This window comes from Acinetobacter sp. ANC5681 (assembly GCF_023488045.1).
GTDB lineage: Bacteria > Pseudomonadota > Gammaproteobacteria > Pseudomonadales > Moraxellaceae > Acinetobacter.
In genome coordinates this window covers 148,538-161,930 of record NZ_JAMFKZ010000001.1, presented here as the reverse complement: position 1 = coordinate 161,930, position 13,393 = coordinate 148,538, and the positions used below count along the sequence as shown (strand labels likewise).

General features: G+C 38.7%; 11 protein-coding genes. 2 read left to right on the top strand and 9 right to left on the bottom strand.

Annotation, left to right across the window (positions count from 1 at the left end; all coding sequences use genetic code 11):
- Positions 1-16: 16 nt before the first annotated feature.
- The 3 genes from M5121_RS00765 to M5121_RS00755 form a co-directional block, all read right to left on the bottom strand.
- Complete coding sequence (locus M5121_RS00765; RefSeq protein WP_249569970.1) at positions 17-796, bottom strand: transglutaminase family protein; 780 nt, start codon at positions 794-796, stop codon at positions 17-19.
- Positions 793-1,395, bottom strand: a complete 603-nt coding sequence (locus M5121_RS00760; RefSeq protein WP_249569968.1) for an alpha-E domain-containing protein — start codon at positions 1,393-1,395, stop codon at positions 793-795. The genes M5121_RS00765 and M5121_RS00760 overlap by 4 nt, the downstream gene beginning before the upstream one ends.
- An 85-nt stretch (positions 1,396-1,480) precedes the next feature.
- Positions 1,481-3,031: a circularly permuted type 2 ATP-grasp protein gene (locus tag M5121_RS00755; protein ID WP_249569967.1), complete on the bottom strand. Its 1,551-nt coding sequence runs from the start codon at positions 3,029-3,031 to the stop codon at positions 1,481-1,483.
- 213 nt (positions 3,032-3,244) lie between these two features.
- Between M5121_RS00755 and M5121_RS00750 the strand changes: the two genes are divergently transcribed.
- Positions 3,245-4,246 (top strand): helix-turn-helix transcriptional regulator, encoded by a 1,002-nt coding sequence (locus M5121_RS00750; RefSeq protein ID WP_087536092.1) that lies wholly within the window; start codon positions 3,245-3,247, stop codon positions 4,244-4,246.
- Positions 4,247-4,259: 13 nt separating this feature from the next.
- Here the strand turns inward: M5121_RS00750 and M5121_RS00745 are convergent, their stop codons facing one another.
- The 6 genes from M5121_RS00745 to M5121_RS00720 form a co-directional block, all read right to left on the bottom strand.
- A complete protein-coding gene (locus M5121_RS00745; RefSeq protein ID WP_005160973.1) occupies positions 4,260-4,535 on the bottom strand; it encodes a DksA/TraR family C4-type zinc finger protein in 276 nt (91 codons plus the stop codon).
- Between the two features lie 518 nt (positions 4,536-5,053).
- Positions 5,054-6,373: an adenylosuccinate synthase gene (locus M5121_RS00740; protein ID WP_005160977.1), complete on the bottom strand. Its 1,320-nt coding sequence runs from the start codon at positions 6,371-6,373 to the stop codon at positions 5,054-5,056.
- A 58-nt stretch (positions 6,374-6,431) separates the two neighbouring features.
- A complete protein-coding gene (locus M5121_RS00735; RefSeq protein ID WP_249569965.1) occupies positions 6,432-7,598 on the bottom strand; it encodes an ATP phosphoribosyltransferase regulatory subunit in 1,167 nt (388 codons plus the stop codon).
- A 196-nt stretch (positions 7,599-7,794) separates the two neighbouring features.
- On the bottom strand, positions 7,795-8,841 hold the full coding sequence (locus M5121_RS00730; protein WP_249569963.1) for a carboxypeptidase-like regulatory domain-containing protein: 1,047 nt from the start codon (positions 8,839-8,841) through the stop codon (positions 7,795-7,797).
- 268 nt (positions 8,842-9,109) lie between these two features.
- Positions 9,110-9,424: a hypothetical protein gene (locus tag M5121_RS00725; RefSeq protein ID WP_249569961.1), complete on the bottom strand. Its 315-nt coding sequence runs from the start codon at positions 9,422-9,424 to the stop codon at positions 9,110-9,112.
- Positions 9,425-9,458: 34 nt separating this feature from the next.
- On the bottom strand, positions 9,459-10,484 hold the full coding sequence (locus tag M5121_RS00720; protein WP_249569960.1) for a type I glyceraldehyde-3-phosphate dehydrogenase: 1,026 nt from the start codon (positions 10,482-10,484) through the stop codon (positions 9,459-9,461).
- A gap of 180 nt (positions 10,485-10,664) precedes the next feature.
- Between M5121_RS00720 and alaS the strand changes: the two genes are divergently transcribed.
- On the top strand, positions 10,665-13,355 hold the full coding sequence (gene alaS, locus M5121_RS00715) for an alanine--tRNA ligase (RefSeq protein WP_249569959.1): 2,691 nt from the start codon (positions 10,665-10,667) through the stop codon (positions 13,353-13,355).
- Positions 13,356-13,393: the final 38 nt, after the last annotated feature.

The following is a 13,393-nucleotide window of genomic DNA, read 5'->3' as shown; positions in this document are numbered from 1 at the left end:
TCTTCTTCTCTTACCTTCAACAAGCCAAAACTTGAACCGTAGATATCATACTTTCCACCCCACCTTGCTCACGGATACCTCGAATTGGTGCAACATCTAGATAATCACGACCAACTGCGACATAAATATGATTTTTTGGGGTAAATATCTGGTTACTTACATCGAAACAATACCACTCATTTTCTACAAAAACCTCAGCCCATGCATGACTGGCTAGGTGCGGTTGATTTGCATCATATATATAGCCAGACACATAACGAGCTGGTAAATGTAATCCACGGCACATTGCAATTAAAATATGTGCATGATCTTGACATACACCTTGTCTTGCATGAAATGCATCAATTGCAGAAGTCGTCACTGAGGTGGTCTCAGGCTGGTACTGAACTTGTTGTAAAATTTTCTCAGATAAAAGTATTAAATGCTTACGATCTTTTACTTTGACCACCGCCTGAGCAAAATCAAGCATACTTAGATCGCAACACGTCATCATGGTACGCTGCAAAAAAAGCATTGGAGAAACATCCGTTTCTACATAGCCGAGTTCTGTTGCATATAAATCAACGACACCTTGCGCCATAATGGTCAAGTAGCGATATTCATGTCTCTGAGTTGCAGTGATCCATAAATTATTAAATGCATCTCTTTGACATGAATATTGCCCAGGCACACTAATATGCCAGTTTTCTATGCTTTGGTGCATAGAACTCTGCGGCAGCATTTTAATCGATTGCACACTATTTCGAGCAACTTGCGTATAACGATAGTGTGTTTGATGATTCACCATGAGTTTCATGAGAATGCCTCAAATTGATTTTCTAACTTATAGGTAAAGGCATAAAACTGATTTAAATTAGGTTGCTCTTTTAGAATCTGCCAATTTGGCTGCAAGTCATCCCAACCTAGTTCAAATAACTGTTCAATAATCAGATCAGTCGAAGCTATAACATCCTGAATATTATGTTGAAAACGGAAATGCGTATCAATTTTTTCAATACATTGTCCAACATGAAAGAATAAGAAAACATCGTTTTGTTCTGTTTTTAAAAGAGCACAACACTTCCCTACGACGGCTTGAATATCTTCACCATCTGATACTGCATTTTTAATTATATGATTCAGCTCAGCATAGGTTTGAGCTGACAGTAAACCACGTAATTCTTGAATATTATCTCGAGCAATCTCAAGCTGACTCAATAAAGAATAGGGTTGTTGATGATCTAGCATAAAATTATTCAGATTCTCAGCATCATCGATATGTAAACAAAGCGCTTGAGCAAAATCTGCTGCTTGTTCATTATCACAAAATGGCAAATGGCTAGCAACATGACCAATTCTAAATAAATAACGACCTAACCAATAAATTTGATGAGCGCTTGAGCTAAGTAAAAGCATAAATTTCCTCCCTTATATATGATCAAAATCCCCAAAGTACGGCACTAGGCGATAGACTTTGGACTAAAACTCTTAAGGAAAGCGTTCAAGAATGCAATGTTTCTACAACCCATGTATCTTTGATACCACCGCCTTGAGAGGAATTAACCACTAAAGAACCCGCTTGCATTGCAACTCGAGTCAGACCTCCTGGCACAATCTCAGTACGATAAGGCGAACTCAAAACGAATGGGCGTAAATCGATATGTCGTTCAGCAACCCCTTCGGACGTTAATGTTGGTGCTACAGAAAGTGCCAGAGTGGGTTGTGCAATATACAAATGAGGTGTTTCAATAATTTTTTGTCTAAATAGTTCAATTTGTTGTTGATCTGCTTGTGGTCCAATCAACATCCCATATCCACCCGAACCTTGTGTCTCTTTCACGACCAATTTTTCTAAATTACTAAGTACATAATCCAAGTGTTCTTGATCACGACATTGATATGTCGGAACATTACTTAAAATTGCTGTTTCACCCAAATAAAATTGAATCATTTTATCAACATAAGGATAAATTGATTTATCGTCAGCAACACCTGTACCTGGTGCATTTGCAATCACAACATTTTTTTGCAAATAAGCCGACATCAACCCTGCAACTCCTAATGTACTATCAGGTCTAAAAGTTAACGGATCAAGAAAGTCATCATCGACACGGCGATAGATCACATCAACTTGCTGACGACCACGAATTGTTTTAACAAAAACCCGATCATTTTCAACAAATAAATCTAGACTCGTGACTAATGGCACATCCATTTCTCGTGCTAAAAATGAATGCTCATAATAAGCACTGTTAAAACGACCCGGTGTTAATACCACAATAAGTGGCTTATCCACATAAGCGTTCTCTTCTAAAATTGCTCTTAATAAAGTTGGGTATTGTTCTATGCCTTGCAAATTGTTACTGATGCACAAATCAGGCATTAGTTTTTGACTAATCTTACGACTCTCAATCATATAAGATACGCCAGACGGTGTTCTTAAGTTATCTTCAAGTACGAAGAAATCACCCTGACCATCACGAATAATATCAATACCGCTAATTTGTGAATAAACCTTCCCTTTAAGATGATGATTTAACATATGTGGCTGAAATGCTTCATGTGCAATCACTTGATCAGCAGGAATAAGCCCCTCTTTTAAAATATGTTGTCCATGATAAATATCATCCAAAAATAAATTGAGTGCTTTCACGCGTTGTGCACAACCTGATGAAATTTTTTCCCATTGTTTCTTTTCAATCACTCTTGGAATCAAATCATAAGGAATGGTTCGCTCAGCACCCTCTTGATCGCCATACACATTGAATGTGATTCCCTGATAAAGGAAATGTTGCTTCGCTTGATTCCCAAGTGTTCGTAACTCATCAAGGCTACGAATACTCAACCACTGTTCAATTTTTTTCGAAGCTTCCGCATTAAAACTTTTGTCATCAAGCATCTCGTTAAAAAACTCAGATTTAAGCTGCTCAAACAAGTTTGTGCTGACACTAAGCTGTGGGATAAATGTAGACGAATGGACTGATACTGCTGCCGTTTGCTCTTGAGTATAATAATCCGCACTGGCATGTAGGTTGTGTTCTTGTTCTGACATAGAAACCTCGTCTCATCATTTATTTATATCTTAAATAAGCAATTTCAATGCCACTTATATAAAACGATTATTTTTTTCATCAGGATTAAGATCATTCAATAAATCGACAGTTGTTTCAGTCGTAAATACGTAATCTCAAGATCATGGGCTTGCTAAATAGTGCTAGTTTTTTTATTGTGTCTGCTTTAGACCATTAAATTACGTATTTCGCTTATGTCATCCGTACAAGAAAAAGAAACTTCCAATAGCCTTTATCGCCAATGGCAGATATTGTCTCGTCTTTCTACAGGGAAATGGATGGGGACACGTGAATTACAAGAAACATTACAACGTGAAGGAATCGAAATTAGCCTTCGAACCATTCAGCGGGATTTAAATCAGATTGCTCAACGCTTTCCCATTGAAAGCAATAGGACTGTACCGCAAGGTTGGCGTTGGCGTTCAGATGCACCCATCCAAAGCTTGCCACATATGACCAGCTCTCAAGCTGTCACCTTTATGATGGTAGAAGAGCATTTAAGACACTTACTTCCGCCAAGTTTACTTGAAGAAATGACACCTTGGTTTGATCTGGCAAAACGTAGTTTGTCTACACAAAACAATGTCAGACAATGGATCAATCGAGTTCGTATTGTTCCTGCTTCGCAACCATTAATCCCTCCGATGGTTGATAAACAAGCTCAACAAGCAATTTATGAAGGCTTACTACAAGATAAAAAAATTGAATGTATATATCGAGCACGGACCAATTCAGGCGAAGATAAATCCTATATTTTAAATCCTTTAGCTTTGGTTCAAAAAGGTGCAGTAATTTATTTAATCTGTACCAGAAATGATAAAACTGAAGTACAAACTTTTGCCCTGCACCGTTTTAAAGCAGCAACTGTACTTGATAACCGTGCTCTACATCCCGTAAATTTTGATATTGATAATTATATCGAATCAGGCGCGTTGGGCTTCCGTGTAGATTACAGCAAACCGACCGAACAAATTCAGCTCAAACTAACGATGACTGAAAGTACAGCAAAAAGCTTTTATGAAAGTCAGTTAAGTAAAGACCAAAAGATTACGCCGTTAGAAGAAAATATTGTTGAGGTTAGTGCAACAGTCGCTTTTACCTCTCAACTGGTTTGGTGGTTACGTAGCTTTGGTAAAAAGTTGCTCAATATTGAGCCAAGCGTTGTATATAATGCTGTGAAAGAGATAGAAGATTAATAAGGCAAAAGATTTAACGTAATTGGCTATCCTTACTTCCCCGCCGATTAAATAGTTCCAGTGCCTTACTCTTTTCCTCAAGTTGTTGCTGGCAACGAATACAATATTTCACGCCTTTCATCGCTTCACGTCGGGCTTGAGGAATGGGCTCGCCACATTCTTCACAATATAATGCGGCTTCTCCATCTTCATTATGAGAAAGACCTTGTCTTGCTTTTGCAATCGCATCATAAATTGTTGCATCAATCTGCTCCTGCTCTGCACCGTCACGTGCCCAACCACCTGCCATTGCTGATCTCGTTTCATTTTTATATCTTGTCAATTTAAAATTCTAATACCATTTTATTTAGCTCACAATACGATTATTTATACCGATCACAACTGATGTGCTATCCACTTCAAAGCACAGCAGTTTTTATTTTTAGAAAAAAATAAGGGAATCAATAGATTCCCTTAGATTTCTTATTCGTTTTTTATTTAACATTTAGGATTATTCTTATTGTATTAAAATGTTCAAACCAATTCCTTTCCCCGCCTGATCAAAATTGGCTTGTACCTTTTTAATCGCCTTGATATAACCTAACATTGGCATGCCAGTTCATATCCATTATAGCGAATTGTTTTTTTCGTCATGGTTAAAACCCTCTTCGTTTGAATGTAGAGTGAATATAACGGGGATTTTCCATTCTGTGAAATAACAATGACTGAAATAAAAAGCTGATTTTTTGCTAGAGATTTTTGATATATAAATCCATAAAAATAAAAAAGCCCCTTTTAAAAAGAGGCTTTTGACGTTATCTATTCAGTTTAAGCTGAAAATGGATGACGTAAAATAATGGTTTCTGCACGATCTGGACCTGTAGAAACAATATCAATTGGGCATTCAATTAACTGCTCAAGACGTTTTACATAAGCTAACGCATTTGCAGGAAGTTGATCAATTTGAGTTAAGCCTACTGTAGACTCACTCCAACCTGGCATTGTTTCATAAATTGGTTTTAAGCTTTCAAATGAAATTGCATCAGAAGAACCTGCACAGCCTGAATCCACATCTTCATAGCCTACACAGATCTTGATTTCTTCTAAACCATCTAATACATCTAGCTTAGTCAAGCAAATACCAGACAATGAGTTCACTTCAACTGAACGACGTAGGATTTCAGCATCGAACCAGCCACAACGACGTTGACGACCTGTAGATGCACCAAATTCGTGACCCACAGTACCTAAATGACGACCAATCGCATCACCTGTATCTGTAGCAGCATCGTAATGCAACTCAGTTGGGAATGGACCAGCGCCTACACGTGTTGTATATGCTTTAGTAATACCTAATACATAATCTAAATGTAATGGACCCATACCAGAACCAGAACTTACGCCACCAGCGGTTGTATTCGAACTTGTTACAAACGGATAAGTACCATGATCGATGTCAAGTAACGAACCTTGAGCACCTTCAAACATAATTGACTTACCTTCTTTGCGGTAATCATGTAACACTTTGGTCACGTCAATCACTAATGGTGCAAGCACTTCACGCCATTGATTACAAAGCTCAAGTACATCTTCAAACTTCACTTCATCAACACCATAGAATTGAGAAAGTTGGAAGTTATGAAGCTCTAGCATTTCCTTAAGTTTTTCTTCAAGTAATGCGCCACCACGAATCAAATCAGCTACACGTACAGCACGACGTGCAACTTTATCTTCATAAGCTGGACCAATGCCACGACCTGTTGTACCAATTTTGGCATTACCACGTTTTTTCTCACGTGCTTGGTCTAGTGCAATATGGTTAGGCAAAATCAAAGGACAGTTTGGTGAAATACGTAAACGCTCTTTAACAGGTACGCCTTCCGCTTCCAAAATTGCCATTTCTTTGATTAATGCTTCAGGAGAAAGAACAACACCATTCCCGATTAAGCACAATACGTTTTCACGTAAAATACCTGATGGAATGAGGTGTAATACAGTCTTCTTACCACCGACAACAAGTGTGTGACCTGCATTGTGTCCACCTTGATAGCGTACGACCGCAGCCGCCTGATCTGTGAGCAGGTCGACGATCTTACCTTTACCCTCGTCGCCCCATTGGGTACCCAGTACCACAACATTTTTGCCCATAATAGCCTCATTACATCATGCTGTTAAAATTGGAAGCTAAGCTTTTTAAACTTAGCAATTAAATTTTTTCAATTACCCATTGCCCATTTTGCAACACCATTTGATGCGTCGCATAAGGTACAGAGCTTAAATCATCATTACCTAACAATTGCACTACACTTAAACCTTGAGTACGTGCATCAGCAATTGCTTTCAATAAATTTTGATCATTTCCACGAGGAGCTACTATCGTTTCAATTTCAGTAAACTGAGTAGATCCTAATGCATATAAATCACAGCTAAAACCAGTCGCAGGACGAGCACGACCAAAGTGTTCACCAATACCATCATAACGCCCGCCTTGCGCAAGTGGCGCAGCACGATTTGGCGCATAAATGGCATACATCAAACCCGTATGATAGTGATAACTACGCAGTTCAATGACATCTATGCCAATATCAAGGCTAGACCAGCGAGATCTTATTTCTGCAAAAGTTGTTCTCAATGCATCAAACGCATTTTTAAAATCAACATCATTTAAAACATCTGGACTTAAATGTGCTTGCAAAGCTTCTAGATCGCTCGCATAACGACCTAGAGCATAAAAATCAGTACCCATTGGCAAGTCTTGAGTAAATTCTTCTAATTCTGGTAAAGCCTTACGCTGATATAAATCAGACAGCTGATTTTCAGTATTTTTATTTAAACCAGCGCGCTTAACCAGACTACGGAATAAACCAACATGACCTAAGTCTAAGTGAACACCTTGTAAACTATCTGTTTTTTCCAACAAACCAAGCATAACATCAATCATTTCGACATCAGCTTCGATGCTGTCATGACCATATAGCTCCGCACCCAACTGGAGTGGAGCACGTGTTGCATTGAAGTTTTGCGGTTTTGTATGAAGGACTGTACCTGCATAGCAATAACGAGCTACACCTTCAATTGGTCGAACATGCGCATCAATACGTGCAACTTGCGGTGTCATATCCGCTCGCACACCAAGCAAACGACCAGAAAGTTGATCAATAACTTTAAATGTAACCAAATCTAAATCTTGATTTGATTCTGAAAGTGAAGATAACGATTCGATGTATTCAATAAATGGTGTATATACCAATTGATAACCGCGAACTGCAAGAAAATCTAATGCTTGTCTACGCAAAGCTTCAACAACTTGCGCTTGTTCGGGCAATACATCTGCTACCCCGTCAGGGAGCAACCATGTCTCTGAAATGGTCATGTTCAAACCTAAAATCTGTTCAATGTGGAGGCATCCACACAAAAAGCAACCACATAAAAAAATCGGGTGAATGCCCGATTCAGCGTAGTGTAACATGAAGATTTATATGATGCACCTGAGAATTTTAGTAAATCCCGCATAAAAATAGGCAACCAAAATGGTTGCCTAAAATCAATTCCAAGTTTTTTAGATTTGATTATGCTGGGCTATACTCGTACTTCACATCATAGGTAACATTAAAACCGTTTGCATTTACTGTCGCATTGATATTACCTACCGTACCATTAAAGCTACAGCTATTAATCTTAAACTGACCATTTGGTAATTGTGCTGTGACATCATTAGAACCACAGAATTCATTTTGATTAGCTGGTTTTGGAACATTCTTCACTGTTACTGTTGCACCTTGCCCCATCACAGAAGTTGTAACATTCAAATTATAATTTCCTGAAGGAATATTTGGATTATTTCCTAGATCAACAACGACATTTAGACCTGTTGTATCAACACTATAATTCCATGCAAAGTTTTGCCCATTGACGACATACTGCACATTACAAGTATATGTGCTACCAATACCCGTACATTTACTATTCAAACCATTAATCTTAACTTGATCCAGAACCTTGTCCAGACCAGTAGAATCTGCATTAAACGCAGTTTTAAAAATGTTTGGATAACCTTTACTCGTATCTATATTTGCATCAAATACGGTCTTTAAGTTCGCAACAACTTCTTTTGCGGCTTTATCAATAGCAGCATTTATTTCATCACTAGTACTGTCTTTAGCCAGTTTTGCCCAATTAGTATAAATTTCTGCCAATGAGTTGTAATCACGTTTTTCATCCGCTTTGTTGGCAGCCAAAATTGCCTGTGTGGTTAATTGGGTTACATTGACATTACCAGCAGCCGAAGCATAAGAATATAGGGTAACTTGGGATTCACCAGTACCTTTAATTGCCTTTAATAAATAAGGTGCTCCCTTTTCAACATCGATACTGAATTTACCATCTGCCCCCGCAACAACTGATTTAGTTGTGCCATTTTTATTGACCACTTCAATATTCGCACCAGCCAGAGCAGCTCCAGTTGCAACAGTCCCTGTCAATTTTTCAGTCGTTGTTTGCTGTTGCCCACCATTATTGTTATTTGAACTATTATCATCATTACAACCTGTGACCATTACAATCGCACTAAATAAGGCTGAGCAGATTGCTGTACGTTTTAAAACTATTTTTTTCATTATCAATTATCCTTATGTGTTTAGTGATCAATGCTTTGTGAAGCACGATTTATAATAAGCAACAGCCAAAACACACTTCAAGTTAGTTTTCAGTCAAAATAATAATTAAAAAATATTTAACCATCCAACAAAAATTAATCATTGTTTTGCATAAATTTTACAATTCTATATAGAGTCTTTTCTTGTTTTAAATTTGTATCAAAATATTTAACAAAAACAAATGCTTATTAATTTTATTTTGTCAACCCCCTGTTCAAGGGGGACAACTTTAGGGCATATTTTTCCCATTTTTAACAACCACTTCCAAAACATTGACCAACTCAACATTTTGCTTTTCCAACGCCGCAATGTTTGCAACAGTCCGATCCAGCACTTCCTGCTGAACGTGCATTTTCTTTGCCAGGTCCTGCATAATTTCCAGACTCTTTTTAAGGTGGGATTCCAGATGCAGAACTTTTTCTCCCAGATACAATACTTGCGGATCAACAGCAGGTTGCTGTTTATTTTTAAACTGAAACCAAAATAAGAAACCAACCGCAATCAATAACAGACCGATAAAACCCCAAATCAACATCAATGTCATTCCGTTCTCCAAATCCTTTGTTTTTTATTTAATGTTATGAATCAAATGATTCACATAAATCAAGTAGGCGGTTCGCATAACCCCATTCGTTATCATACCATGCAAACACTTTAGCTTGATGACCCACCACCATGGTTTGAGTTAAATCGACGATTAAAGAATAGGGCGAATGATTAAAATCACTTGAAACCAAATCTTCATCTGTCACTTGCATGATTTGCGCATAATCATATTGAGCTGCTTTACTCAAAACCTCATTGACTTTGTGTACTGTAATTGATGAATGCGAAACAAAAGTTAAATCAATTGCTGCGACATTAATGGTCGGTACACGAATCGAATAACCATCAATTCGACCTTCCATTTTTGGCATGACTTGTTTTAATGCCCCTAATGCACTCGATGTGGTTGGAATAATATTTTGTCCTGAAGCTCGCGCACGACGTAAATCTCGATGTGCGTGGTCTAATACCGATTGATCTGCTGTGACTGCATGGATTTCTGTCATTAAAGCGGTATCAATGCCAAAGGCATCATCAATAATTTTAACCAACGGAACCAAAGCCTGAGTGGTGCAAGATACACTCGAAATAATTTGATCAGTTATTTTCACATCATGGTGATTGACACCATAGACAATTGCAGCATCGACCGAATCAAAAGGTGCAGCGCCAATAATCACGCGCTTTGCCCCTGCTTCGACATGCCGAGTTGCATCAACACGTGAACGGAATAGACCTGTACATTCCAATACCACATCTATTTTTAAATCTGCCCAAGGTAATAATTCTGGCTGAGCCTGCTTAAAAACCTGTAGCTTTAACTGACGTTGATGGGACTGAATATTTAAAAATATCTGTTCATTTTCAATCTGAATTTCAACTTGACCTGCAAAACGTCCATGCGTGGTATCGTATTTAAACAGATGTACCAAAGTCTGCACATCAGCAATGTCGTTGATAGCAACGATATCAAATTGAAATTGTTTTGGACTCTCAAACCACGCACGTAATACATTTCGACCAATTCGACCAAATCCATTGATAGCGATACGTTGCATGCGGAGCCCTTTCATCAAAACATCATCTTTTCTATGCTATATGGTAAAACATGAACAGCGCTATTGAATATAGATTTTTAGCTTAAACACAGTTTTATATGATATTGCTTGTAAAATCGTTGGTTGGGATCATATTTTCCGTTATAATTTAGCACTTTTAAAAATTATGGACGCTTGGTTGTGAGTACTCGTTTTATGACATCCGCTGAAATCCGTGAAGCATTTTTGCGTTACTTTGAATCGCAAGGGCATACACGTGTTGCTTCGAGTTCTCTCGTTCCTGCCAACGACCCAACTTTACTGTTTACCAATGCTGGTATGAACCAGTTTAAAGATTGTTTCTTAGGTTTAGAAAAGCGTGATTATGTTCGTGCTGTTTCATCTCAAAAATGTGTACGTGCAGGCGGCAAACACAATGACCTCGACAATGTAGGTTATACCGCACGTCATCACACTTTCTTTGAAATGTTAGGTAACTTTTCTTTCGGTGATTATTTTAAAGAAAATGCACTGAAATTTGCTTGGGAATTTTTAACCAGCGAACAATGGTTAGGCTTACCGAAAGATCGTTTATATGTCACGGTTTATCATACCGATGATGAAGCATTTGATATCTGGAACAAAGAAATCGGAATCGATGCTGAACGTATCATTCGTATTGGCGATAACAAAGGCGGAAAATACGCATCTGATAATTTCTGGGCAATGGGTGATACAGGTCCTTGTGGTCCGTGTTCTGAAATTTTCTATGATCATGGTGATCATATCTGGGGTGGCTTACCAGGCTCACCTGAAGAAGATGGCGACCGTTTCATCGAAATCTGGAACAACGTTTTCATGCAGTTTAACCGTACTGCGGATGGTGTCATGCACCCTCTTCCAGCACCATCTGTAGATACAGGTATGGGCTTGGAGCGTATTTCTGCGGTTCTACAACATGTCAATTCAAACTATGAAATTGACCTGTTCCAACACTTATTAAAAGCAGCCGCTGAAGTCATTGGTTTGGATACCACTGCAATTGAAGCTGAAGCAAAAGCTCAAAATAAACCAGTTGAATACCCAGCTTCTTTAAAAGTGATTGCAGATCATGCACGTTCATGCTCATTCTTGATTGCTGACGGTGTTAATCCTTCAAATGAAGGTCGTGGTTATGTGTTACGTCGTATCATTCGTCGTGCAGTGCGTCATGGTAACAAGCTCGGTGCGACGGGTTCATTCTTCTACAAGATGTTGCAACCGCTAATTGAAGTCATGGGTGAAGCATACCCTGAACTTGCAGCACAACAGGCACGCATTGAAGCGCAACTGCTGAAAGAAGAAGAGCAATTTGCGAAAACACTTGAACAAGGCTTGAAATTACTTGAAGGTGAATTGGCTCAGCTAAAAGGCAATGTGATTGCTGGTGAAACTGTATTTAAACTTTACGATACTTACGGTTTCCCGACTGACTTAACTGCTGATATCGCGCGTGAACGTGATCTTACAATTGACGAAGCTGGCTTCGAAGTTGAAATGGCTGCACAACGTCAACGTGCACGTGATGCTGGTAAGTTTGCAGTTGATTATAACAACATTGTAAAAGTTGAAGGCGAAACTCAATTTGACGGTTATGATGCAACTCAAGGTCAAGGTCAAATTGTTGCGATCTATAAAGATGGTGTTCAAGTTGATGAAATCAACGAAGGCGATGAAGCACTGATCGTATTGAACCAAACCCCTTTCTATGCAGAAAGTGGTGGTCAGATTGGTGACACTGGTATTTTCAAAAACGATACCGGTATCTTTGAAGTTCAAGATACCAAAAAATCTGGTGGTGCTTTTGTACACCAAGGTATCGTGACAATGGGTAGCCTCAAAGCAACTCAAAATGTTGAAGCAACGGTTAAAGCAGATATTCGTGCAGCAACAGCACGCAACCACTCTGCAACTCACCTTCTACATGCCGCTTTACGTCAAATTCTGGGTGAACATGTTCAACAGAAAGGTTCTTTGGTTGCAAGTGATATTTTGCGTTTCGACTTTGCTAATGACCAACCTGTTTCATTTGAACAATTGCAACAGATTGAGCGTTTGGTCAATGCTGAAGTGATTGCCAATACGACAGTAAGCACTGAATTACTTGATATTGAATCAGCGAAAGCCAAAGGCGCAATGATGCTTTTTGGTGAAAAGTATGGCGAAGAAGTTCGCGTACTTTCCATGGGTTCTATTATTGAAGAGAAAAACTTCTCGATCGAACTGTGTGGTGGTATTCATGTTAAGCGCACAGGTGATATTGGTTTATTCAAGATCACTTCCGAAGGTGGTGTTGCTGCGGGTGTTCGCCGTATTGAAGCCGTAACGGGTACCAAAGCACTTGAAGTTGTTCAAAAAGCTGAAGCTGATATTCAGACGATCAATGCTTTATTGAAAGCGCAAAAAGATCAAACTGTAGAAAAAGTTGAATCAATTGTTGAAACAGCATCAAGTCTGCAAAAGCAAATTGAACAATTGAATCAAAAATTAGCCAGCTTCCAAGCAGCTGATTTATTAGATCAAGTGAAAGAAATTGCTGGTCGTCAAACACTTATCACATCAGTAAAAGGTTTAGATGCCAAATCATTACGCAATCTTCATGACAGCGTAAAATCAAAATTGGAAGATGCAGTCATTATTTTAGCTGGTGTTGACGGTGATAAAGTGAGTTTAATCGCCTCTGTCGCTAAACAATACGCTGCAACTCTAAAAGCAGGTGACATCATCAAACATTTAGCTCAAGAGCTGGGTGGCAAAGGTGGTGGTAAACCTGACTTAGCACAAGGTGGCGCGCCACTTAACGAGAAGTTTGATCAAGTAATCGCAGCATTGCCTGCTTGGCTTGAGCAATAATAACAACTTCACTTTTGTGTAACTGACCCTGATGCCTC

What these genes read in the sequence shown, in the direction of transcription:
- M5121_RS00765 (WP_249569970.1), bottom strand. Translation starts at nt 796, where the DNA reads ATGAAACTCATGGTGAATCATCAAACACACTATCGTTATACGCAAGTT.
- M5121_RS00760 (WP_249569968.1), bottom strand. Translation starts at nt 1,395, where the DNA reads ATGCTTTTACTTAGCTCAAGCGCTCATCAAATTTATTGGTTAGGTCGT.
- M5121_RS00755 (WP_249569967.1), bottom strand. Translation starts at nt 3,031, where the DNA reads ATGTCAGAACAAGAACACAACCTACATGCCAGTGCGGATTATTATACT.
- M5121_RS00750 (WP_087536092.1), top strand. Translation starts at nt 3,245, where the DNA reads ATGTCATCCGTACAAGAAAAAGAAACTTCCAATAGCCTTTATCGCCAA.
- M5121_RS00745 (WP_005160973.1), bottom strand. Translation starts at nt 4,535, where the DNA reads ATGGCAGGTGGTTGGGCACGTGACGGTGCAGAGCAGGAGCAGATTGAT.
- M5121_RS00740 (WP_005160977.1), bottom strand. Translation starts at nt 6,373, where the DNA reads ATGGGCAAAAATGTTGTGGTACTGGGTACCCAATGGGGCGACGAGGGT.
- M5121_RS00735 (WP_249569965.1), bottom strand. Translation starts at nt 7,598, where the DNA reads ATGACCATTTCAGAGACATGGTTGCTCCCTGACGGGGTAGCAGATGTA.
- M5121_RS00730 (WP_249569963.1), bottom strand. Translation starts at nt 8,841, where the DNA reads ATGAAAAAAATAGTTTTAAAACGTACAGCAATCTGCTCAGCCTTATTT.
- M5121_RS00725 (WP_249569961.1), bottom strand. Translation starts at nt 9,424, where the DNA reads ATGACATTGATGTTGATTTGGGGTTTTATCGGTCTGTTATTGATTGCG.
- M5121_RS00720 (WP_249569960.1), bottom strand. Translation starts at nt 10,484, where the DNA reads ATGCAACGTATCGCTATCAATGGATTTGGTCGAATTGGTCGAAATGTA.